This window comes from Mesobacillus jeotgali, from assembly GCF_014856545.2.
In the GTDB taxonomy this organism is placed as follows: Bacteria; Bacillota; Bacilli; order Bacillales; family Cytobacillaceae; genus Mesobacillus.
In genome coordinates, this window is record NZ_CP109811.1 from 2,277,543 (window position 1) to 2,300,356 (window position 22,814).

Here is a 22,814-nt window from a genome sequence, read left to right on the forward strand (position 1 = left end):
CGTATTCCTTCGGGATTGCGCTTTTTTATTTTGCCAGGTCTAATGCCTTCTCAACTAAGCCTATCTCTCTGAGGTTTTGTAAGAATATTTAAACAATATGTAGATTTTTTGAGAAATTATGGTAATATTTATCAGTGGAGTAAATAGTTTAGGGGGATAACATGGAAAAGGTTATTGAAGTTAAAGGGCTTTCGCGTTCTTACAAATTGAAAACGGGCTTAAAAAATGCCTTGGATGATGTTTCTTTTGATGTGAAAAAGGGGGAAGTATTTGGTTTACTGGGGCCGAATGGGGCTGGTAAAACGACTACGATTAAAATCTTAACTACTTTATTGCTGCCTACTGCCGGGGATGCAAAGGTTCTTGGCTATGATGTAGTATCTGAGAGTCATAGGATCCGCAATAGAATAAACTTTGTTTACGGTGGTGAAAGAGGCGTTTATGGCAGACTTACCGCAAAAGAGTATATGCATTATTTTTGTACGCTTTATAAGATTAAAAATAAAGAACAAGCTGCGTTGATAAAGGATTTATTGCACCTTGTTAAATTAGAGGACGCAGAGGACCAAAAAATCCATACCTATTCCAAGGGTATGACGCAACGATTACATATCGCTAGATGTTTAATCAATAATCCTGAGATCCTGTTCCTTGATGAACCGACAATAGGCCTGGATCCAATCGGGGCAAAATTACTGAGGGACATTGTAAGAGATTTATCAAGCAAAGGAATTACCATCATCTTGACGACTCATTATATGCAGGAAGCCGATGAGCTTTGTGATCGTATTGCTTTTATTAAAGGCGGGAAAATAAGCCTCATAGGCGAACCGGATTTCATAAAGCAGAGCTGTAATCACCTTAATCTTTACGAAGCTACGATGAGTATTTATGATATCGATAAGCTAAAAGCAGACCACTATCTTAATAAACTGGGTATCGAAGTCATTAAAGAGCCTTATTATAGCTTGAATTTTGAAGTGAATGAAAAAGTTCTTGAAAGGGTATCTGCCTACTTAAACCAATTTGGGGATATATTAAAATTGAGTAAGAGAGACATATCGCTTGAGGATGCCTATATCTATCATATGAAGGATGTAGGGTGAGAACATGTACCTGCTCATAAGAGAAATTAAATATTTTACTAACTTTAATAATAAGATGTATCAATTTCTGCTGTTTTTCCAGCCGCTTATGTTTTTGTCGATTGTTTACTTTTTAAAGCAAGTTAGGGGAGATATTAATTCAGACAAGTTTGTGTTGGCATCTGCCTTAATCAGCATGTGGAGCTATGTATTGTATTCATCAGGATCAGCGTTGATTTCACAGAAGTGGAATGACACACTTAAGCTGTTAATTGCTGCGCCAGCTTCATTGTTTGCGGTCATTTTGACAAAAGCCTTAAGTAATTCTGTTATTGCCTTGATCTCCATGATTTTAAGTTTTATTTACGCGAGATTTATTTTTCAATTTAATATCGGGATTGCCAACTATGGTTACTTCTTACTTTCGATACTCGTTCTGATGTTTTCTTTAAGTGTTGTTGGACTTATTTTAGCCATAGTGTTTGTTGCTTCTCAAAATGTTTTTGATTTCCAAAACTTGATCCTTACACCGATGATCTTACTCTGCGGAGTGTTCATCCCGGTTGAACAGTTTCCAGTTGTGCTTAAATTCATTGCTTATCTAATACCAATGACCTGGGGGATTAAGTCAGTACAGGATACTTTAGTATTATCCCAAACTATGTTTTCATCTATGGGGATTTCAATTGTAGTGAGCATGATTTATTTATTCCTGGCTTACTTTATTGTGAAAAAAATTGAGGTAGTGTTGCGTAAGACCGGAAGTCTGGGGGCGATCTGATGTTTTTAATCAATAAATATGGTTTTACTAATTTATCATATAAAGCAATTTATTCTTTTCAAACGATCCGTTTGTTTATTCTATTTCGTATTGTTGACCCTTTTATGCACTACATCTTTTTCGCAACTTTGGCTAGCTCACTGGTTGGATCGGATTATTTAAAATATGTTGTGATCGGCAACATCGCCTATTACACCTGCCAGACTATCATGATTAACTATATGAATATGTTTAGGATGGAACGAAGATATGGAACATTGGAACTGAATATAGCTTCACCCACACCGACACTGCTGATCATCTTCCGTAAGGGGATTGTTCCTCTGTTGGATGGGTTATTTGTGTTCATCGTAGGCTTGGTTATAGGGTGGGTGTTATTTGGAATCACAATGCCAACCGGTAATTTGGATACACTGCTAATGCTAATACCTATTACCATGTTTTCCGTTATAAGTTTCTCATTCCTTTTTGCCTCAGTGAGCCTGTTGTTCTCTAATGTTAACTTATTCCTTAATATATCATTGGCATTTTTTCAGGTGTTTTGCGGAGTCAACTTTTCGGTAACATTATTGCCCGAGCCGTTAGAAATGCTAGCTCGAATGCTCCCGCTTACCCATAGCATCGAAGCACTCCGCTCCATCTATAGCCTGGAGAATTATGATGTATATCAGCTATTAGGTAAAGAAATTATTATAGGCGTTTGTTACTTAACTGTGTCAGTCCTTTTAGTTTCTGTAATGGAAAAGTTGGCACGGAAAAATGGGGCGTTATTGAAGAATATATAAATATTTTTAAGGAGGCCGTTATTATTAAACCATCTATACTAATTCTCGGTACTGACCATTTTTCGGAACAGAATAATGGTGATTTGTTTATGACTGACAAAGAGGATATTTTATCTAAAACGAGTCAAACCGAAATTCGCGATGTCATCAACTGTTTGAGAGAATTTGAACCAACAAAAGTTGCGTTAGAAGTGTTACAAGAGAATGAGGAAGCGCTGAATAAACAATATGAATCTTTTATTAAGGGCGATTATACCTTAACCATTAATGAGGTGGATCAAATAGGCTTCCGTTTGGCTAAGGATTGCGGCCGTAAAAAAGTGTATGCGGTGGATTGGAATAAAGATGAAGATGGCATTCCGGATTTATCAGGTTTAGATGAGTGGAAAGACACTGATGAATATAAAGCATTTAAAATGATTGCGGAGGAAATAGTATCTGAATCAAATACATATAAACAAAAACACTCGATAAGAGAATTTTTGCTTTGGATGAATGATCCGCAAAATGTTTTAAGGGGACAAGAAATGTATATGAAACTGTCTCTAGTCGGTGGTAAGGAGAATCCAGCTGGGGCTGTTTGGACTGCAAAGTATTGGTATTATCGTAATCTGCTAATCTATAAAAACTTGGTTAGTCTGATTGATTCAAATGAAAATCGAATTTTTGTTTTATACGGTGCTGCACACCTACATTTATTGTTGCAATTTATAAAAGAAAGTGGGATTTTTGACGTAAAAGTTCCAAGTGATTACTTGGGTTAGTTTCCTTTAACGTTTTTTAAAAAGAAAAGTTGATACATCCACCTTATTAGGAAACATTCGCCTATTAAACGATCATGCAGGAACGGTTTTACACAAAGAAGATCAGAGGAAGGAGGTTGTATCATGTCATTCCCTACGCATATCGTATCCGCGGGCGGGTTTGTTGAGGATTCTGAAGGAAATATCCTTATCGTAAAAACTCGTGACGGTGGGTGGGTGTACCCAGGAGGACAAGTGGAAGCTGGTGAAAATCTGATGGATGCATTGATTCGTGAAATCAAAGAAGAAAGCGGCATTAATGTCGAGGTGAGCTATTTAGTAGGAGTGTATTCAAATACAGGAACTTTCAAATGGTATGATGGGGTGACGGATGTTCCTACCCAAGTGATATTTGATTTCGTATGTAAACCTGTTGGTGGTGAGTTATCTGTTTCTGAAGAAACAACGGATAGCCGCTGGGTAGCGAAGGACCGCGTTCTCGACTTTATCGCGCATCCAGCTATTAAAACTCGGTATCAAGCCTATTTGGATTTTAATGGGGAAGTAAATTACATGGAGTATGTGAACGTTCCCAGCTTTACCATTAAACACAAGACTGGGATAACGAGGTAAAGGGTTTCTCTATTAATATTGAAGTATCTTCATTCAAGGAAATTATCGGATGTTTTTAGCAGTAGGCGAGGAATAAGCAGGATGATAATATTCGTAAAAGACTGGAGGATGCTGATCTTTGATAAAAAACTATTCGATTTACAGTTTTATCTTCATTTTCGTATTAGTATTGAGTTCTGGTTGCTCTCATTCAAATGACAAAACCGCTACTATCTCTGTGAATTCAGATTCTAAGTATGTGAAAACTTTTGAAGAGTTAAATTTAGGAATTCTATTTGATTTTGACTTCACCTTGCCTAATGCTGATGAAAACTGGGTGAATCTTTGGGTAGAACGATACAATAATGGAGAAAAGGATATAAAACCACTAACGCAATTATCCTATGGTAACAGTCCAAATAAAGTTGAAAAAGGGTCGATGGGTTTTGGCATGATCAATCCAAACACTGATGCCCCATTAGTATTTCTTTATGGTCCTGACGTAAGAACTCAACCCCAGATCATTGAAAAAGAATCCAATACTAATCGTCTCAGTACTTGGGACTATGCTATCGGTGAGGAAGAAGTAGAGTTGGAAATGGGTGAAACAAAAATCCTTGCAGTATATAGGGAAACGGAAAGTGATTCACTTCTTACGGTTGATTTACAGGATGAGGAAACTGTTAAAGAAATCATTGAACAAGATGATACGGTGCTAGTGTTGAAGGTAAAGATTGATGAAAAAAATGTTAATAAGAACTAGGGATTGCACTTATTAAACTATGAAGAAATATCTGTGCCTTAATCCACGAGGGATCGAGGCATCTTTTTGTTGATTTTCTTACATATAAACAAAGTTAAATTATTAGCAAGTGTTTAAAAGGGGATTCAGTAATGGTATTACCAGAGGTTGTCGAAAAAGTCTTAAAAGATTATATTAACCTATTAAATGAACATCTGCCTGGCACCATCGAAGGGTTATATATACATGGATCCATCGCATTGGATGCCTACGTTGATGATTCTAGTGACATTGACTTTATCACTTTGACAAATCGCCGGTTAACAGAGGCAGATTCGAAAGCTTTATCATATATTCATAAACAAATTGAGAATAAATATAAGAAGCCGGAAATGGACGGAGTATATGCTCTTCATGAGGACATAGGGAAGATATTTAATAACAGTGAGGAAAACATTGATTATCTCTACTATAACAATGGTGAGCTGGCATTCGGCGACTACTTTAACTTTAACCCTATAACCTGGTGGGTTTTAAAAGGTAAAGGAATGAAGGTATTTGGATCAGAGATCGAGGACTTTAGTATAGATACTCAGCCGCAGGCGTTAACTTCTTATGTAGTTGGAAATATGAATTCTTACTGGTCCAACAGGATTCAAATGGCAGAAGCATCAATTGATCAGTTGGTTAAGCTGCCAACCAGCGAGATTGATTTTGAAATAGAATGGACCGTTCTCGGCTTACTGCGTCAATTTTATACAATCAAGGAAAGAGATATAGTTTCCAAGCTGGGCGCTGGAGAATACGGACTAAAACAGCTTCCAGTGGAATGGCACAACATTATTAAAGAAGCAATGAATATACGTAATGGTGAAAAACAAAAGATTTTTAACTCTGAGAGGTATCGATTGAATAGCACTTTAGCATTCTCTAAATTTCTCATTAATCATTGTAATTATATAGTTGACAACAATATACCTTTGCGGGAAGGAAGGTAAAGACGTTACAAAGAAAATTGGCTCTAAAAAATCAGTCCTAATGCTAGGACTGATTTTTTTAGAAAGAACTTGGTGAAATTTAAATGAGCCGAATTAAAAGCCTTACTTAAATCCCTGACTGCTTCTCATAATTCCTAAAAATCATTCCATTTGCTTTTATCATGCCGAGCTTTTCGTAATAGGGGACCAGGTCATCGTCACAACACAAGTCAATCATATAAATATCAGCAAGTTCGGTCATCATTCGATGGACTAGTTCCTTGCCGATTCCTCTATTTTTGTACTCAGGCAGCACTTCAAGGAAGGGAATATAGGCTGATAATACACCATCACTGACGGCTGTGATGAACCCAACAACTTGATCAGCATCTTTATCTAACGCTAAGACCACTTTGCTGCTGTTCTTTAATAATTTTAAATGAGTCTCTCGACTTGGCGGTGTTGGCCAACCGACAAAAAAGCCTTCCAGCATGTCAGGCGTAATTCCCTCAAGTGAATTTCTATATAACATTTTTATCAACTCCCAGTTATTTTTTAGGTAGTTAATATGAATCAATAGTAAAGTAACAAATCCATGATCCTCCAGACATTGTTCTTTTTCCTATTATTCTATTTGGACCGGGGAAATCCTTCAAAAGCATAAATTATTTCTCGGGAAAGCGCAGGATTTGACTTTATTTTCAGACTTTGTCGCAATTTTGGGTATTATGGCAATTTGCGTTATATGTGAAAGCTAAATAAGAAATATGTCGTAAGTGTATTAATGTTATGGCTGGACATTTAGCCCTACTTCTGTTTAAGTTTTCAGTATAGATAGAAATTTCTAAAAAGAATAGGGGTTTGGGAAATGATTACATTTAAGAAGCCAGATGTTGAGAATTTTTATCGCACCTTTAATATTCAGTCTTTTACAGTGAGTCCTGACGAGAAGCAATTGGTCTACAGCACGAATTTAACAGGGAAATATAATTTATGGGCGATGGATTTGCCGAATCAATATCCATATCCGCTTACATTCATTGACCAGACATGCCAGGCATTGAGCTATTCGCATGATGGAAGCTTTATGGTGGTTGGTTTTGATAATGACGGTGATGAAAATGGCCAGTTATACGCACTCCCTCCTGCGGGTGGAGAGATGGTGCCGCTTCGCACGGCTGAAGGGCATCGCCACATATATCCGTTCTTATCAAAGGACGATCAACGACTTTACTACACTTCTACCAAGGGCAACGAAACCTATCTGAATATTTATCGTTATGATATGAAATCAGGTGATGAAAGCATTGTTGTTGAGGGAGAGGGCGCTGCTTGCTTTTTAGTGGCTGTTGACGAAGAAGAGAATAATTTTGCCTACCTCAAACAATATGCCAATACATACGCTCCTGGATTTATTTTTCAAGATGGAAAGTCGTACTCACTGACTCCTGAAACAGATGAGCAATTCACAGTCGGTGAGGGAGTGTTTGTAGGTGACGAGTACTACTTTGTCACTACATATGGTGAAGATTTCGATTATCTGGCAAAGTTCAACCTCAACACACATGAGTTTACCAAAGTTCTTTCGATTGAAAAAGAAGAGTTCGGGCCTATCCGATATGATAAGTGCACAAACAGCCTTTATTTTGTTACATCTAAAGGGGTCAATGATTATTTGTATCAATACGATTTAGCTGAAGGAACATATACAAACAGTCAATTGCCTGCTTCGATCATCCAGGGTGGATCAGTCGCTAAGAGTGGTAATGTATATATTCTGGCCGGATCAGCGACGAAGCCTAATAACATTTACATGAAGGAAGCGGGCAGTGATGAGTGGAAGCAGCTGACGAACCTGTCTATTCCTGGAGTCAAGGAAGAGGAGCTTGTAGATCCTGAAGTTCTGACCTACCCATCATATGATGGCATGATGATGGAAGCTTTATTTTTCAAGGCGAAGGAAGAAGTGAGCAATGGCCATGTCATCCTTTGGCCGCATGGTGGCCCGCAGGCTGCAGAACGGAAATTCTTCCGTGCGATGTTCCAATTCCTCGTGAACAGAGGCTATAGCATATTCGCTCCAAATTTCAGAGGATCAACGGGTTATGGTCTAGCTTTCACCAAGATGGTCGAGGGCAACTGGGGTGAAGGACCACGCCTTGATAACATTGCTGGCCTTGAGTACCTTTATGAAAATGGTCTGGCTGATAGGGATAAGACATTATTAATGGGCGGAAGCTTTGGCGGATATATGGCATTGCTATTACACGGCCGCCATCCGGAATATTTCAAGGCCGTCGTCGATATTTTCGGACCGTCTAATCTTTTCTCATTTATTGAATCCGTCCCTGAGCACTGGAAACCAATCATGAATCAGTGGGTTGGCGATCCGGTCAAGGACTTCGATAAGCTGACAGAGTATTCGCCGATCACTTATCTGGACACGATGACCAAACCGATGCTGATCATCCAGGGAGCAAACGACCCTCGAGTCGTCAAGCAGGAATCAGACCAGATCGTCAAAGCCTTGCAAGAAAAAGGCCGCGATGTGAAATACCTTGTACTTGAAGACGAGGGACATGGGTTCTCGAAAAAGGAAAACGAGATTCTTGTAAATCGTACGATTCTTGAGTTTTTTGATCAGTTTGTTGAAGCGAAGGTTTTAGCAGAGTAAATACTTTATGCAAACTCCCCAGCTGCAGGAGGCATCCCTGTGGTGGGGAGTTTTTATTTTTCATAGAGCAGCAGAGTGAGAGGGCATATTCCATCAGATAAGGTGCATTAGCATATTGTGAAAAAACGTGATTTTTTCCGTGGCAAAAGGAGGAAATGGATTTTAAGAGTAAACCAGTTGAAATAGGGAAAATACATTCTGTTATCAGTAAAAGGAGGTATTTTCAATGGCAAAAGTATTAGCGGTATTATCAAGTGGACATAAGGACGAAAAAAACAATTATGAAACTGGCTGGTGGGGAGAGGAATTATTTGCTCCGATGCAGCTTCTTGAAGAGGCGGGCCATCAGGTTGACCTGGCATCACCGCTGGGAGGCAAGCCGGTTATCGATAAAATGAGTATCAGTGAAGAATATGATCCGAAAGGTAAATATAAGAAGCTTTATGAGTCCGGAAAAGCGGATGATACGATGAAGCTTTCAGATGTGCAGGCGGACGATTACGATGTCGTGCTTGTGGTAGGCGGTCATGGTGCGATGTACGACCTTGCTAAAGATGAGGATCTGCATAAGATTATGAATAGTATTCACGACGGAGGAGGCATTGTCGCTGCTGAATGCCACGGCCCTGCACCGCTTGTGTTTGCAAAGCGTCCAAATGGCGATAGTTTTATTGCTGGTAAAAAAGTGACCGGTTATCCAGATGAGATGGAGCCTGAAGGTCTGTTGGATATCCTGCCGTTCAGTCTTGAACAGGAAATGCGGAAAATCAGCCATTATGATCAAGGGGACCTAGAAAAAACAGGACATGCTGTCTGGGCGGACGAGCAGCTCGTTACGAGCCGGGATCCATTTTCTTCTGAGTTAATGGGAGAAGAGCTGGTTAAGGCACTGGAGAAGAAGGGGAAATAAATTTCGCCCTTCAGGAGAAAATAACCCAAGTTGGAAAATATGCTAAGGAGAGTTGATTTTGTGATGTCAAATAGCAATAAAGTAGCAATTATCACTGGTGGTGGAAGTGGATTAGGTCAATCGACGGCACTTCGACTAGCGGAAGAAAAAGTGAATATCGCAGTGGTTGATATCAGTGAAAAAGGCGGTAATGAAACAGTAGAGATGGTAAAAAAGCTAGGTGTCGAGGCTATTTTTATCAAAGCTGATGTCTCAAAGCAAGAAGATGTTAAAAACTATGTGAATCAAACGGTTGAACAATTCGGCAAAATTGATTACTTTTTTAACAATGCGGGGATTTCAGGCAGCGGCTCGTATTTCCTGGATTCATCCATTGAAGAAATCGAACAGATTGTAGGGATTAATCTTTTAGGAGCACTTTATGGTGTCCGATATGTAGCTGAGGTTATGCTGAAGAATGGTGGAGGTTCGATTGTGAACACCGCTTCAAGTGCAGGCGTAATTGGTCAGGATTCCGTTGTGACCTATTCTGCTACAAAGCACGGGATTGTAGGATTTACGAAGAGCATGGTAGCGGAGTATGGAAAAGATGGTTTGCGGGTGAATGCGATTGCCCCGGGACCAACTGAGACTCCGATGGTCAAAAGCTTTTATGAAGCAAATCCAGCTATGAAGGAAAACGCAACGAAAGGGATTCCTCAGAGACGCCTGGGTAAGCCGGAGGAAGTGGCTGAGCTAGTTACATTCCTGCTAACATCTAAAGCGGAGTATATTAATGGAGAAGTCATCCGTATTGATGGCGGGTTTACCAATACGAAATGATCGTTAGTTTGAAGCCGGGGTGAGGAATATCATACCCCGGCTATTTATAAAGGGTAATCCCCTTTGATTGGGGATCAGTTTTACCATCTATAAGCATTTTCACAAGTATTAGCAATTGGTTCATAGTAACAATGTTGTTTATATTGTCCGGCGAATGGCTGATTGTACCATGTGGGCGGACAAGGAGCATACGGATTAAAATACCAAAGTGCATACTTGGAAGGTTGTTGTCTCCAATAATCCAATGTTTGCTTAGCTAATCTCTTTTCTGTACTTCTAGCTCTGTTATAAAAAACATTCCCCTTTTGAACGGCTTCGAATGAATAGTTTCCTCCTTGAATTTGAAAAATTACGTCTCGTACAGACCTTAAATCTTTAAAATCAAGACAATTCGCTTTTAATCGATTAACAACTACATTCCCAACCATAAGCATTCCCAGCGGTCCTTCACCTTCAGCTTCCGCCCTCATCATCCTGGCAATCAATGCAACGTCACTGTCGACATATTTTACCCTTGGCATTTTTATCACCTCAATAAAGATTGTATTAAAAACAGCTTGTCATAATGTTAAGAGGTTCAGAATATTGGGTGATAAACAACAGTGAAATCCTTTTAAGCGGGAGGGGAGAAATTCTGCACTATCCGGTGAGAATTTAGCCCACAATTCCCAAAACATTAGTGGGGCCAACCGTATAGGAGAAGGATAGCGAATTTGGAATCCAAGTAAAGCCAACATGTGCCCGTGAAAGAGGAAAATCAGGAATCACGGTCACAATAAGAGCGAACTTGTGACCGTGAAACGTAAAAAACTCAAATGACGGTCACAAGAAGAGCCAACTTGTACCCGTGAAAGGTGAAAAACACAAATGACGGTCACAAGAAGAGCCAACTTGTGCCCGTGAAAGGTGAAAAACACAAATCACGGTCACAAGAAGAGCCAACTAGTGCCCGTGAAGAGAAAAACATGAATGACGGTCACAAGAAGACCGTACTTGTGACCCGTGAAAGAGGAAAAATACAAATCACGGTCACAAGAAGAGCCAACTAGTGCCCGTGAAAGTTGAAAAACACAAATCACGGTCACAAGAAGAGCGAACTTGTGCCCGTGAAAGAGAAAAAACATGAATGACGGTCACAAGACGGCCCAACATGTGATCATAAAAGAGGAGAATTACATATTTGGGTCAAATCTTATACAATCAGGGACGAAGTGTAAATCATTCAATCCCTTCATCCTTAAAAAGCGCCGGGTTGGCGGAGATATTCAAGCTTTGAGTCGAGGCCCAAAGGTTCCCAAGGAATCTTGGCATCATCTGCTGGGACGGGAGTGAACCATATCTGGAGAAATAGACAAAGAGTTTCAAATAATTACGCGCATTTCCAGGCAGGTGAATTTCTTTTGCATAATACTCGTTTTCTGTCACAGTTGCAAAGGAGCGGGTCTCGAATCCTGAGACAAAGCGAGTTTTCTCACCCTTGTACTCATTTTCGATAAAATGGATTTTCTTGATAATGGTTGGATCATCGTTGCCGTCATAATTAGCAATCCTCGCCTGATTAAAAGCGGAAACAGAATCCAGCTGATGGACGAATGAAAGTACATGGCCGTATGCTTTATCATGACCTTCATATAATGGCTTAATATCCACCATCATCATTAAATCGATCAGCTTTAATTCCTCATCTTTTAAATATGGAGGACGAAAAATCTGCCTCGAAAGCTTCAATTCATCTAACGAGCCACATTCGAGCGAAGTAAAGAAGTACCACTGGCCCTTATCATCAAGACTAATACCATAGGATAGACCATTCTTTTCCAATATGTAATCCTTAAATCGATCCTCTCTGTCAAAAGTAAAGTCACGTTCCGTTTCCTTTCCTGGAATGAAGCCAAAAGGAGGTTCGATTGGAACGGCAACCTCTGAGAAAAATTTATCCTTCATAGAAAAACACACCTTTATTAAAAATTAAGATACATACAGATTACCCATTATTATTTAAATGAACACTTGGAAAGTGGGGATAGGTTAATGAAGAAAAGTATCAGATTCATAATCCTGTTAACTTTGATGCTGGCAGGATGTCAGAACGAGGAGCAAACTATTCCAGAGGAAGCTGTCGATCTTTCTGAACCCCCTAAATACATTCAGGCACCGGATGATATAGTCAATATGCATGGAGAAATTACGAATTTAGAGAGATTTTATGCATTTGTTGATCACGTTGAGCAAGGTAAGAATGATAAAGTCAGGATCGTCAAATATACAACTGAGGGAGCTCCCATGATTCACGACTTGCAATTCGACGGCACAGAAATCCACTCAATCTACGATTCTACTAGAGACGGATTCGGATCACGGAGTATAGAAGAAGCAAACTGCGAAGGGATTGCAGTAGTGAAGACTGATACACGTACTGATTATGTTTTGGAGGAATGCAGCAACCAGAAGGAGTGGGACAAGACGATTCTAGTCATTCAAGAATAGAATAAAAAGGCAGGAGGATTATTGCCCATAATTATAGAAACTATCTATAGACTTTTAAAAGGAGTGAAAAAATACATGATTAATAAAATTGGTCAGATCATGGTGTACGTAAATGATCAAGATGCTATTGCAAAGTTCTGGACGGAAAAATTGGGTTTTATAATTAAGGCTGAAGAAGATAATGGGCAGGGAATGAGATGGATTGAAATCGCTACAAGTATTGATTCAGAAACAAGTATTGTACTTCATAATAAAGAATTCGTCGCCAAAATGTCGCCTGGACTCCATCTTGGTACACCATCTTTAATGTTTTATTCTGACAATCTTGAGGAATTGCGCAGCGATTTATCCAAGAAAAATGTTGTAGTCGGGGAAATTGTGAACATGCCTTCAGGAAAAGTATTTAACTTTGCGGATGATGAGGAGAATTACTTTGCGGTGATGGAAAAATAAAAATTGCAAATCGCCTATGCCTAAGACCGTTTTACAGTTGAAAACGGTCTTTCTTATGGCCCTTTTTTACAAACTGCCGATGTAAATAAATGAGTATGAAACAACCGTCATCCCATACTCGAATTCAATTTCAAACACTACATAAAGTATTCTTTGTACATAAAAAATGTGGCAATCACTGATCCAAGCAAATAGAGAATCGAAGCATAAAAAGCATAAGAAGGTGAAAAAGTTTGTTTCGTTTGGTTCATTTTGATGCCTGTTTCACCCTGAACTTGCATATCAATGCTGCGACTTGTAACTCCGCCAGTTGAGCTGAAGAAATAAATGAGAAATACACTGGCCAATCCTACAAAAACTGAAATCTCTATAAAACTAAAATTCGTCATTAAAGTTATCCCAAAGTTAATTAATCCGATGGCTAGCAGAGTTGCTGAAAAGCTAATGATTTTTCCGATGATGAATACCCCCTTGAAGTAATTACGATTAGCCAGAATAAAAGTTTCAATTTTTTAAAAATTTGTAAGATAATATGCCTGATAATACACTTATTAAGGAGGGAGCCGGTTGAAGAGGCTTGTGATCATAACGGTTGGCCTAACTCACAGTGGAAAAACAACATTCGCCCGAACTTTAGAAAAAGAGTTGGATAACTCTACAGTGATTGACCAGGACAACCACGCGGAATTTATCAATACTTATTATAAAAGACTGCAACCAAAGGACGGGCCAAATACATTCAAGCATGCTATATCCAGGTTGATTGTCAATTATGCAAAAGACCAGACTGATCATCATCTTATTATTTGCAACTCGAACCGAAGCCGAAAAGATCGGTCATACCTTTTTGGAGAGTTGCTTCCCAAGGGTGACTTTATACATATCATTGTCCATTTTGACATCCCATATCCTGTACTACAAGCTCGTGTTAAAGAGAGTAAACGGATCACCAATATATTCAGAGGGTCCTATTCGAATTTTGAACAAGTATTGAATAAGCAGATGGCTGATTCTGTAAAAGAGGATGTAGTCAATCCAGCCGAAGGTGAAGCCGATCACTTATTTGTAATTAAAGATAATAAAGAAGCTGAATTTGTGATTCAAGAAATTTTACGTATTGCAGGGCAATAAACCATAAAAATATCTAAATGAATTATTAATAAGAGTTTGTTAATAAACTTTTATAGAAGAGAGGTACTTTACTGGATAGAGATATTATCAAGAGAAGGGGGTACTGGATGAAAAGATTAACTATTCTGTTTGTCCTTTTCTTATCAATATTAACTGGCTGCACGACTACAAAGGATTATTATCAGTCGTTTAGAGGTAAGAGTGAACACTGGTCCGCAGAGTTGATTCAAAAGGGGAAGGTCGAATATCGCGATCATAAACAATTCGAAAACCATTAAGAAATGACCTATGAACGAGAACATACTTTAAGACTAAAGTATATTGGCAATGAACCAGATCTAGGCCGTACTTTGGAATACTCTTATGATAATGGAAGCGCAGTTCGAGAAGTATTAGAAGGGGATCCGCTGGATGTTAATGAAGTCTTTACTCTAGCGGGTTCAAGTGAAGGTACTTCGCATATTCCGAAGGATTCTGATTATAGACCACTCGATAATCAGGATAGTACGATTGAGGTAAAGGTTAAATGGAATGGTAAAGAGGAAAAGATTAAGTTAAAATATGATCGAAGATAAGTGATTCTCATTAATATCAAGCTGCCATACAGGCGGCTTTTTTCCTTTTGAGATAATACAGGAGGTCCGATTTGGTAACTGCATTCATTTTCATAAGTATTATCCTAATCGCTTCTGTTTTGCAAACAAGCACTGGTTTTGGATTTTCCATAATGGCAACACCGTTCTTATTAATGCTATACCTGCCATATGAAGCGATTCAAATTAATATCATTTTGTCCTTGATCATCTCGGTGGCTCTTATTTGGAAAATCAAACAGGATATTGATTTTATTTTATTGAAAAGATTCATTTTGGGAAGCATTGCTGGGGTACCGTTTGGTATATTAATCTTTGCTTCTATGGACATAGAGGCTTTTAAATTAGTCGTTAGTATCCTTTTGTTGCTGCTAACCCTGTTGTTGATTTTGCAATTCAGGGTCAATGAGACACCGTTTAGGGACTATCTGGTTGGTGGAATATCCGGTCTGTTAACGACGAGCATCGGAATGCCAGGACCGCCATTATTGCTTTACTTAACAGGCACAGAAACGAAAAAAGCAAAGCTGAGAGCAACCACGCTGGCGTTTTACCTGTTTATCTATTTCGTCAGCCTGCTCACCCTGGTGGCCATTGTAGGAACAAACAAAACCATCTTATTCGCAAGTATGTCTGCAGTGCATATCGTTCTTATCGGGATGTTTCTCGGTCAAAAATTTTATAAAAGGATCAATCAGAGTACATTCAGGATCTTTACCTATATCCTGTTGAGCAGTACAGGGGTTTATCTGTTTTTGAACAGTATATTCGGGAAATGAATTATGAGTTTAGTCACTCATGTTTATTACATAAGAAAAGCTAGTACGGTTTTTACCTCCGTACTAGCTTATCATTTCATATCTATCTATTTTCCATTTTATCCAAAGTTCATATATTGGTAGCGGCCTTTGATAATTTGGTAGATGCCGTATAAAATAAGTCCCACTGCCACAACCGCCAGAAGAACCTGTCCGAATGGCTGGTTTGCTAATTCTGTTAATGCACCGCCCAGCCCTTTGGATTCATTGGGGTTATTGGTGTATGCAGTGCGAATGAAGAAGAAACCGACCATACTTAACACGATCCCCCTGGAGATTAGTCCAATTTTACCGGAAAGGCGCGCGATTTTTCGTTCTTTATCATTCATTTCATACGTTTTGAATTTTGACATGAATTTTTCTTTAATGCCGCTATAAAGTTCGTAAACACCATATCCAATTATAATTGCTCCTACTATCCCGACCAGCCAAACGCCAAATGGCTGTTCCATTAACTTGGCCGAAATCGTTTTCTCCGAATTTCCACCGCTTGCTGAACCCGTGTTGCTGGCTAATTTAATTGCACCGAAGGCTAAATTTGTATAAATTAGCCCGCTGATGAAATAACCTGTCCTTTTAATCAATCCCTTGGCATCTGTTCCTTCATTTTCAGGGTCTTTAATCGCTTTAATAAAATCCCACAGAATGTAACCGATTAAGCCAATACCGATAAACCATAAGGCTACTTCACCGAAGGGCATTGCAGCGAGTGATTGAAGAGCTCCTGAGGTTCCAGTAGTGTCACCGCTTGGTCCAAATGCAGCTAAGGCAGCAAGCACTCCAACCATACCGTATACAAGACCTTTGGCAATGTAGCCAAAACGAGCAAACCGTCTAACCCACGGTTTTACTTCCCTCAATTTATTTCTGACTTCTATTGTTTGTGAATTCATTGCTTGTACACTTCCTCTATGATTCTCTGGTTAATAAGATGTTCCCCATTTGCGCAAAAAGAAAACCATCGGGCGTATTTAGGGATTTCTCTTCTCCTTTTTTTCATCCATTAAACGCCTTTATAAACTGAATTGTTTTATCTCTCTCTATTGCGGGAAAAGTGAAGGATAGATTTCTACTTTAGGAGGTTAGCATAATGCCTTATAACTCTTTAAAAGATCTGCCGGATGCAGTAAAGGATAACCTGCCACATCATGCCCAGGAAATATTCAAAGAGGCATTCAATTCAGCCTCAGAGCAATACGATGAAGAAGAAACAGCTTTTAAGGTAGCATGGAGTGCCGTTAAAAATGAGTATGAAAAGAATGATGATGATGAATGGGTAAGAAAAGAAGAAGATTAATAGGACGGTACATGCTACAGTTTAAAAAGGGCTTCCCATAGGGAGCCCTTTTTTCAAAGAATTATGCTTTACTGATTGTTTTGCAGGAGCCTTCTTTTTATAATCCGAATCTGGCCGCGATGGCTGATTTCGTCTTCAAGCACGTGGAACCAAAGATAGTAACAGTTATGTTTTACACCATTATCCCACTGTCTTTCTTCGAATAACCAATCATCATTATAACTCTTTAGTTGAGACAATGTTCGTTCTCTAATTAATGCGAGCTCATTCAAGTAAAAATCAAGTTGGTTAAGTTTTATTGTATGTCTGGCCTGTTGCCCAAGTTCTAAGGCGGCCTGCCACTTCAAAAACTCTACTTTGTTAATATCTCGTTCCTCAAACGTAATAACCTGATGGACAAATTCTATGGAGGCTATATGCATTAACAGTGCTCCGATTGAATTAGACCCTTCATCCGTGGGATAATCTAAATCCTTTTGAGTTAAACCCTTAATCTCCTTCAGGGTAACAGCTCTGGTGTGTTCCAGCATTGAAACTAATTCGCCAATCCTTTCTGAATAACCACCAACGGACTTAATCCTATAATTAATCATATATCACCCTCCCAGCAGTCTTACATAAGGGTAACACCAATTAATAAAAATAATAGACTAATAAAAACTGGTTAGATATGGTATAATTTAAATATAACGAGCAAACTGATTTTTTCAGTCTTGCTCTTTTTTTATGAAAAATTATTGAAACGTTTTATATATCCCGTTTGTCTAACAGTGGAAGAAGGGAGGGGCACTGGTTTGGCAGATATCAAAAAGGTACGCCGTGCAATCAAGGGGAACAAAAAGGCTTTTCAAGAATTGATGGAAGATGAGAAAGTGAAACTTTATAAAATAGCCTATGTATATATGAAAAATGAAGCTGATGCGTTGGAGGTTTTTCAGGAGACGGTATATAAAGCGCTTGTGTCCATAGGTAGTTTGAAGGAGGAACGTTATTTCTCTACGTGGCTGACGAGGATTCTCATCAACAATGCCGTTGATCTTTTACGGAAAAAGAAAAGGGTCATCCCAATGGACCGGGATAAGCTTGAAAGTAAGACTGCTGCCTATATTGAAGGTGACCGGCACCCTGAATTGCTAGAGGCTGTAATGGAGCTGGAGGAAAAGTATAAAGAAGTGTTGATTCTCCGGTTCTATAAGGACATGTCAGTAAAGGAAATTGCTGAAATTTTCGATTGCCCAGAGGGTACGGTAAAATCAAAAATCCACCGCGGAGTGAACTTATTAAGAGGTAAATTAAAGGAGGATTGTGTGAATGAGTAGCCAATTCCCAGATTTAAAAAGTGAAATGGACCAAATCTCTGTGCCAGTCGAAAAGCTGGATAACATTATTGCAGAGACGGTTAGCAGAACAAAGATGAAGAGGACGAAAAAGCGCATTGTTATGTATTCGATAAGCGCTGCAGTGGTTGGTTTCGGATTGTTTTTAGGCTCTGCTATGGTTTCTCCTGCGATTGCGAAGGTCGCTTCGAATATCCCGGTTGTTGGGACTTTTTTCAATGACGTAGGTGATGAGGGGCTAAAGATAGCGGGACAAAAAGGATTAACGCAGGTTGTGGATCAAACAGTGAAGGATAATGGAGTCACATTGACGATGAATGAAATCTTTTACGATGGATCCCGTTTGACGCTAGGTTACACACAAGAATCCTTATTGCCGGTTGGAGGGCTTGAACGTCCAACAATCTTGGTTGATGGAAAAGAAATCAATTTTGGATCGGGCTTTTCCGGAGAATTCGTTACCCCGGGGACCTATAAAGGAATTATTAACGTAACATTGACTGAGGAGCTGCCTGAGGAGTTTGAAATGAATATAGTCTTCGATGCCGTGGGCCTCCTGCCAGGTAATTGGGAGTTTGCTTTCCCAGTGAAACAATCAAGTGAAGTTACAGTCATCAAACCAAAAGATGTAATAGATATACAAGGAGCACAGCTTAGTGTGGATTCATTGAAGATCGGACCGGCTGGTACAGATTTAAGAGTGAAAGTGATATCTGATGAAGATAATCGTGAGTTAGACCCATTTGCATTAAATTACTATATAGTTGATGATCAAGGAAACAGATTGGAAATGTTGAGTGGCAGTGGGCATGGAGATACAATAGAAGGAAAAATGCATGCTTATCAAAACCTTTTATATGAGCGACTGGTGGCCGGGGTTAAAAAGATTAAGGTGATTCCTTATGATTCGTCTTTGAATCAAAAAGATTTCAATGAAGAAACGATTTTGCAGGAGAATGGGTTTGAAATTGAAATTCCGTAAACTGAGAATGATAATTCAGCAGAAAAGGTATGACGCATGCATTCAGCATACGTCATTTTTCTGTTTAATGGGTTAGAATCCGTGTTCCAGGTAGTCTAGGTATAATGATTTTAAAATTTATTGTTCAAAGGTCTTTTCAAATAAACTCTTAGACGGGAACAATCTCAAACACAGTACCCTGGTTATAATCCGTCACCTTCATAGATCCGTATACTCCTAAAAACATCCTGGATTGATCGAGGTTTGTTCCTAGACTGACATAATAAACAGATTGGGAGCCAAAGTCATACTCTGTTTCAATGATATTAAAATCATTCAAAATACCATCTGGCCTGAACCTCGTATATGCTAAGAACCCTTGATCTGGTTGTTCATTATTTTTAGCACGGGAAAGGTCGGTGAACACCAGGCTTCCTGATAACTCAGGGATTGATTTTCCCATGTAGGGCTGGACACCGGTAAGTGCAGTTCCTCCATATTTATCGGGTCGAGGTTCTTGATGAAAATAATTCGTCAAAGGTGGCAGACGCCGGACTGAAGTTTTTACTGCTTCATCATAAAAAGCAATTGTTTTCTCATCCAGTGTCGAATTCTCTGAACAGCTTTTTATAATTGGAGTAGGGAAGGCACCTTCCCAACCTCGCCAGCCAAAATTAATGAACCCTTCTTTCTCTGTTACCGTTCTCCCGGAAGAAGCATGAGTAAGCCGGGTTACAGGAACGGGCCGATAATGAATAAATGAAAAAATAGACTCGGCAAAATCCTGTCCAACATTTCCGGCATACTTAATGTAATGGTTATACAACCTTTGATAGGCTATACCTGGAATATTACGGACCCCTTTGGCTATGACAGTTAGTGTCTCCTGAATAGAAGGGGAAATCTCATCAAAACGGGTAACTGAGGGTGGATTTTGGCTAAACACATTTTTGCTTATATCGATTTCAATGATCTTACCGGCAATCTCCATATCATCCTGGCTTAAATTGAAAGGGTCATAACCTGATCCACCATCACCAGTTGTTAAAACCAGTCTGCCTGTTTCAGGTGAAAAGTTTAAGCTGTTGACTCCATTATGGTTGGAGAAGGGCCTTCTTAGGTTCAGCAGTGTCCTATGTCTTTGAGGCTGGCCATTCGATTGTACAACCCATTCTTCAACTGTATCGATATGGTCATATTTTGTTTCTCTTTTCTCCCATTTAAGATTTAAGGTTTCCGGATCACACGGGTCAGGTCGGAACGAACCAGAAAGAGCCCCTGGACCTTGTGTTCCAGCCACTGAATAATGAAGGTAAAATAAACCGTTGTTATAAAATTCGGGATGAAACGCCAGTCCGAGCAGTCCACGTTCATCATATCCGCCACTGGAACCACCCAGTTCGATGACTTGTTGGCGGATATCTAAAAATGTCTTTATCTCTTCGTTGCTTATATAAAATATCTCTCCTGGCTGGGTCGCAATAAATAAGCCCTCGTTTGAGTTACCAGGAAGAATGGCTGTTTTTATGACAGTGGGTAAGTTTACTCTTCCTACGATGGGGCGTAGTGCAACTTTTACTTTCCTCATCTTTTCTTTCCCCTCCTTGGTGAATGTTTTTTATATGGATATGAGTAGGACTTTCTATGAGTACCAAGTCAGGATCAGGGAGGAAACTGAAACCATGTGATTTGCTGTGAGGCCTCATGGTTTTACTTTTGGATTTTTTGATAATCGAAAAAACCAGGGACACGTCACTAACAATTCGAAGGAAAACAGCAGTGAGAAACGGCTTGCGTCTTTTTATGGAAAATTCTGCTGATTTTATGCTGAGAAAAATTTATACTATGGTAAGAGAGTTTTAGATAAAGAGGAGTATAGAAAATGTACAAAGTCATGCTGATTGAAGATGATTACCAGCTTTGCGGGCTGATCAAGGAAAATTTGGAGCGCTATGGGTACAACGTAATTTTGCCTGAGAATTTTACCAATATAGAAGAAGAGTTTTTAACAATCAATCCGGATCTTGTGTTGCTGGATATTAACCTGCCATATTATGATGGCTATTATTTGTGCAGAAGTTTTCGGCAGAAATCCACCGTGCCGATTTTGATGATTTCTGCGCGGAGCCAGGAAATGGACCAAATCATGGCGATTGAACTGGGGGCTGATGATTTTATCACGAAGCCTTTCACATTTGAGATGCTGCAATCAAAAGTCAAAGCAACATTTAGAAGAGTGTACGGAGAGTATGCTGTGAAGGATGGAAAGTGCGTCTGTGTCGGCTCTTTATGCCTGGACGATAAAACAATGTGCCTGGATTATAAAGGGATAAAAGTTGAACTTTCTAAAAACGTTTTTAAACTGCTGAAAAAATTGATGGAAAACGAAAATTCATTTGTTTCAAGAGAAGAGCTGATTGAAGAAGTATGGGATTCGGTTACATTTGTCGATGATAATACGCTTACAGTAAATGTAACTAGAATTAAACAAATTCTGTCAGAGCTAGGGTTAAAGGATTTGATTAAAAGCAAAAGAGGGGTAGGATATATGCTTCAGTATCCTTCGGGTGAATGACCATGCTGAAGATCTTTTTGAAAGATCGACTAATGCTCATTCTGATATACATAGTAAACTTGGCCAGTATCTTGTTGTTTTTCTATCTTAGTGTTCCAGCGGATACGGAGTTTTTCTATCCGTTGTCAATTGGACTATTTTTTCTCGTGATTTATTTACTTATAGATTGGGTGAAATTTTACCCGGCAAATCGGTCTGCTGCCAAGCAGCTCAGCAATCAAGATGTCGAGCTCGAAGCTTATACGGGGGAACAGAAGGTTTTTAAGCGTTTGTTGGCGAAAACAGTCAGTGAAAACTCACAAAAGTTCAATGATTTAAAAGAACAAAATAAAGAGAGAATCTATTTTCTGTCTCACTGGATGCACCATTTAAAGACGCCTGTATCCGTAATTGAATTGATCATCAATAAAGAGGAAAAGACAGAGGCACTCGATAAAATCCAACAGGAAAACAAACGGCTGCACTATTCTATTGAACAAGGTCTGACGATGATTAGGATGGACAGTTTTGAAAACGACTTTGAACTTAAGTCTGTTGATTTGCTCTCCACACTACGAAAGTTGATCAACGCCAGGAAAAGGGAGTGGATTTATCAATCCATTTACCCTTCTATTGAGTTTGAGGAGGAGCAAGCACGCATTATCACCGATCCAAAATGGAATGAGATTTTAATTGACCAGATTATTTCTAATGCCATCAAGTATTCTGGGAAAAAGGAAGGAAAGCAAAAGCTGGTTTTTCAGATTGAGAGAATAGCCGAACACATTAGTTTAGCGATTGTTGATCAAGGAGTTGGAATTCCAGATTATGATCTTGAGCGGGTGTTCCAGCCATTCTTTACAGGTGAAAATGGACGTAAGTATCCAAACTCATCTGGCATCGGATTGTACCTCAGCAAAAAAATTGCCGACAAACTTGGAGCTGGGATTGAGATTCAATCCACGTCAGGTAAAGGTACGACAGTCCAAATCAAGTGGCTAGCCGGAAAAAGTGAGTGAATACCTTACAAAAGTGTAAGGTATTTTTTGGCG

At 39.2% G+C, this 22,814-nt stretch carries 28 protein-coding genes; 21 read left to right on the forward strand and 7 right to left on the reverse strand.

The genetic code is table 11. From position 1 onward, the window contains the following. The first annotated feature begins 161 nt into the window (after positions 1 to 161). The 7 genes from FOF60_RS11560 (at position 162) to FOF60_RS11590 (ending at position 5,746) form a co-directional block, all read left to right on the forward strand. Positions 162 to 1,106, forward strand: a complete 945-nt coding sequence (locus FOF60_RS11560) for an ABC transporter ATP-binding protein (RefSeq protein WP_192471203.1) — start codon at positions 162 to 164, stop codon at positions 1,104 to 1,106. Positions 1,107 to 1,110: 4 nt separating this feature from the next. Further along, entirely contained in the window at positions 1,111 to 1,866 is a 756-nt protein-coding gene (locus FOF60_RS11565; RefSeq protein ID WP_192471202.1) for an ABC transporter permease, read from the forward strand. Continuing rightward, the gene (locus FOF60_RS11570; RefSeq protein WP_192471201.1) at positions 1,866 to 2,651 is read left to right on the forward strand and encodes an ABC transporter permease; all 786 of its coding nucleotides are present in this window, start codon (positions 1,866 to 1,868) and stop codon (positions 2,649 to 2,651) included. Before FOF60_RS11565 ends, FOF60_RS11570 begins: the two co-directional genes overlap by 1 nt. Positions 2,652 to 2,740: 89 nt before the next feature. Then, positions 2,741 to 3,415, forward strand: a complete 675-nt coding sequence (locus tag FOF60_RS11575; RefSeq protein ID WP_192471200.1) for a DUF5694 domain-containing protein — start codon at positions 2,741 to 2,743, stop codon at positions 3,413 to 3,415. Positions 3,416 to 3,538: 123 nt separating this feature from the next. Beyond that, the gene (locus tag FOF60_RS11580) at positions 3,539 to 4,027 is read left to right on the forward strand and encodes an NUDIX hydrolase (RefSeq protein ID WP_192471199.1); all 489 of its coding nucleotides are present in this window, start codon (positions 3,539 to 3,541) and stop codon (positions 4,025 to 4,027) included. Positions 4,028 to 4,145: 118 nt separating this feature from the next. After that, positions 4,146 to 4,769 carry a hypothetical protein gene (locus tag FOF60_RS11585; protein ID WP_192471198.1) on the forward strand — a complete coding sequence of 208 codons (624 nt, stop codon included), beginning with the start codon at positions 4,146 to 4,148 and terminating at the stop codon, positions 4,767 to 4,769. A gap of 131 nt (positions 4,770 to 4,900) precedes the next feature. Then, positions 4,901 to 5,746, forward strand: coding sequence for an aminoglycoside adenylyltransferase domain-containing protein (locus FOF60_RS11590; RefSeq protein ID WP_192471197.1), 846 nt, complete (start codon positions 4,901 to 4,903; stop codon positions 5,744 to 5,746). A 106-nt stretch (positions 5,747 to 5,852) separates the two neighbouring features. On the opposite strand, the gene FOF60_RS11595 is transcribed toward FOF60_RS11590, so the two are convergent. Next, positions 5,853 to 6,257 (reverse strand): GNAT family N-acetyltransferase, encoded by a 405-nt coding sequence (locus tag FOF60_RS11595; protein WP_192471196.1) that lies wholly within the window; start codon positions 6,255 to 6,257, stop codon positions 5,853 to 5,855. A gap of 336 nt (positions 6,258 to 6,593) precedes the next feature. Between FOF60_RS11595 and FOF60_RS11600 the strand changes: the two genes are divergently transcribed. From FOF60_RS11600 to FOF60_RS11610, 3 genes are all read left to right on the forward strand, one after another. Beyond that, positions 6,594 to 8,399, forward strand: coding sequence for a S9 family peptidase (locus FOF60_RS11600; protein ID WP_192471195.1), 1,806 nt, complete (start codon positions 6,594 to 6,596; stop codon positions 8,397 to 8,399). Between the two features lie 226 nt (positions 8,400 to 8,625). Beyond that, a complete protein-coding gene (locus FOF60_RS11605; protein ID WP_192471194.1) occupies positions 8,626 to 9,309 on the forward strand; it encodes a type 1 glutamine amidotransferase domain-containing protein in 684 nt (227 codons plus the stop codon). Between the two features lie 63 nt (positions 9,310 to 9,372). Beyond that, complete coding sequence (locus FOF60_RS11610) at positions 9,373 to 10,131, forward strand: SDR family NAD(P)-dependent oxidoreductase (protein WP_192471235.1); 759 nt, start codon at positions 9,373 to 9,375, stop codon at positions 10,129 to 10,131. Positions 10,132 to 10,211: 80 nt separating this feature from the next. On the opposite strand, the gene FOF60_RS11615 is transcribed toward FOF60_RS11610, so the two are convergent. Together FOF60_RS11615 and FOF60_RS11620 are read right to left on the reverse strand one after the other, a co-directional pair. Further along, on the reverse strand, positions 10,212 to 10,652 hold the full coding sequence (locus FOF60_RS11615) for a cell wall hydrolase (protein WP_192471193.1): 441 nt from the start codon (positions 10,650 to 10,652) through the stop codon (positions 10,212 to 10,214). Between the two features lie 697 nt (positions 10,653 to 11,349). Continuing rightward, positions 11,350 to 12,075 (reverse strand): hypothetical protein, encoded by a 726-nt coding sequence (locus FOF60_RS11620; RefSeq protein ID WP_192471192.1) that lies wholly within the window; start codon positions 12,073 to 12,075, stop codon positions 11,350 to 11,352. A gap of 87 nt (positions 12,076 to 12,162) precedes the next feature. On the opposite strand from FOF60_RS11620, the gene FOF60_RS11625 reads away from it, so the two are divergent. Both FOF60_RS11625 and FOF60_RS11630 read left to right on the forward strand, forming a co-directional pair. Next, positions 12,163 to 12,618, forward strand: coding sequence for a DUF4362 domain-containing protein (locus FOF60_RS11625; protein ID WP_192471191.1), 456 nt, complete (start codon positions 12,163 to 12,165; stop codon positions 12,616 to 12,618). Positions 12,619 to 12,693: 75 nt separating this feature from the next. Continuing rightward, positions 12,694 to 13,071: a VOC family protein gene (locus tag FOF60_RS11630; protein ID WP_192471190.1), complete on the forward strand. Its 378-nt coding sequence runs from the start codon at positions 12,694 to 12,696 to the stop codon at positions 13,069 to 13,071. A gap of 137 nt (positions 13,072 to 13,208) precedes the next feature. Here FOF60_RS11630 and FOF60_RS11635 read toward each other — a convergent pair whose 3' ends face one another. Continuing rightward, on the reverse strand, positions 13,209 to 13,460 hold the full coding sequence (locus tag FOF60_RS11635; protein ID WP_192471189.1) for a hypothetical protein: 252 nt from the start codon (positions 13,458 to 13,460) through the stop codon (positions 13,209 to 13,211). 178 nt (positions 13,461 to 13,638) lie between these two features. On the opposite strand from FOF60_RS11635, the gene FOF60_RS11640 reads away from it, so the two are divergent. The 4 genes from FOF60_RS11640 (at position 13,639) to FOF60_RS11655 (ending at position 15,574) form a co-directional block, all read left to right on the forward strand. After that, on the forward strand, positions 13,639 to 14,202 hold the full coding sequence (locus tag FOF60_RS11640) for an AAA family ATPase (RefSeq protein WP_192471188.1): 564 nt from the start codon (positions 13,639 to 13,641) through the stop codon (positions 14,200 to 14,202). Positions 14,203 to 14,309: 107 nt separating this feature from the next. Next, positions 14,310 to 14,480, forward strand: coding sequence for a hypothetical protein (locus FOF60_RS11645; RefSeq protein WP_192471187.1), 171 nt, complete (start codon positions 14,310 to 14,312; stop codon positions 14,478 to 14,480). 3 nt (positions 14,481 to 14,483) lie between these two features. Continuing rightward, positions 14,484 to 14,777, forward strand: a complete 294-nt coding sequence (locus FOF60_RS11650; protein ID WP_192471186.1) for a hypothetical protein — start codon at positions 14,484 to 14,486, stop codon at positions 14,775 to 14,777. Positions 14,778 to 14,848: 71 nt separating this feature from the next. After that, positions 14,849 to 15,574: a sulfite exporter TauE/SafE family protein gene (locus FOF60_RS11655; RefSeq protein ID WP_192471185.1), complete on the forward strand. Its 726-nt coding sequence runs from the start codon at positions 14,849 to 14,851 to the stop codon at positions 15,572 to 15,574. A 98-nt stretch (positions 15,575 to 15,672) separates the two neighbouring features. Here the strand turns inward: FOF60_RS11655 and FOF60_RS11660 are convergent, their stop codons facing one another. Further along, on the reverse strand, positions 15,673 to 16,506 hold the full coding sequence (locus FOF60_RS11660; RefSeq protein ID WP_192471184.1) for a DUF1206 domain-containing protein: 834 nt from the start codon (positions 16,504 to 16,506) through the stop codon (positions 15,673 to 15,675). A gap of 197 nt (positions 16,507 to 16,703) precedes the next feature. On the opposite strand from FOF60_RS11660, the gene FOF60_RS11665 reads away from it, so the two are divergent. Continuing rightward, on the forward strand, positions 16,704 to 16,910 hold the full coding sequence (locus tag FOF60_RS11665; RefSeq protein ID WP_023614440.1) for a ChaB family protein: 207 nt from the start codon (positions 16,704 to 16,706) through the stop codon (positions 16,908 to 16,910). Positions 16,911 to 16,978: 68 nt separating this feature from the next. Here the strand turns inward: FOF60_RS11665 and FOF60_RS11670 are convergent, their stop codons facing one another. Next, the gene (locus FOF60_RS11670) at positions 16,979 to 17,503 is read right to left on the reverse strand and encodes a DinB family protein (RefSeq protein ID WP_192471183.1); all 525 of its coding nucleotides are present in this window, start codon (positions 17,501 to 17,503) and stop codon (positions 16,979 to 16,981) included. Between the two features lie 201 nt (positions 17,504 to 17,704). On the opposite strand from FOF60_RS11670, the gene FOF60_RS11675 reads away from it, so the two are divergent. Beyond that, entirely contained in the window at positions 17,705 to 18,229 is a 525-nt protein-coding gene (locus FOF60_RS11675) for a sigma-70 family RNA polymerase sigma factor (RefSeq protein WP_192471182.1), read from the forward strand. Beyond that, the gene (locus tag FOF60_RS11680; protein ID WP_192471181.1) at positions 18,222 to 19,229 is read left to right on the forward strand and encodes a DUF4179 domain-containing protein; all 1,008 of its coding nucleotides are present in this window, start codon (positions 18,222 to 18,224) and stop codon (positions 19,227 to 19,229) included. The genes FOF60_RS11675 and FOF60_RS11680 overlap by 8 nt, the downstream gene beginning before the upstream one ends. Positions 19,230 to 19,377: 148 nt before the next feature. On the opposite strand, the gene FOF60_RS11685 is transcribed toward FOF60_RS11680, so the two are convergent. After that, positions 19,378 to 20,796, reverse strand: a complete 1,419-nt coding sequence (locus FOF60_RS11685) for a PQQ-dependent sugar dehydrogenase (RefSeq protein ID WP_192471180.1) — start codon at positions 20,794 to 20,796, stop codon at positions 19,378 to 19,380. Between the two features lie 294 nt (positions 20,797 to 21,090). On the opposite strand from FOF60_RS11685, the gene FOF60_RS11690 reads away from it, so the two are divergent. Together FOF60_RS11690 and FOF60_RS11695 are read left to right on the forward strand one after the other, a co-directional pair. Further along, complete coding sequence (locus FOF60_RS11690; protein ID WP_192471179.1) at positions 21,091 to 21,783, forward strand: response regulator transcription factor; 693 nt, start codon at positions 21,091 to 21,093, stop codon at positions 21,781 to 21,783. A gap of 2 nt (positions 21,784 to 21,785) precedes the next feature. Then, complete coding sequence (locus FOF60_RS11695) at positions 21,786 to 22,781, forward strand: sensor histidine kinase (protein ID WP_225650016.1); 996 nt, start codon at positions 21,786 to 21,788, stop codon at positions 22,779 to 22,781. Positions 22,782 to 22,814 lie beyond the last annotated feature (33 nt).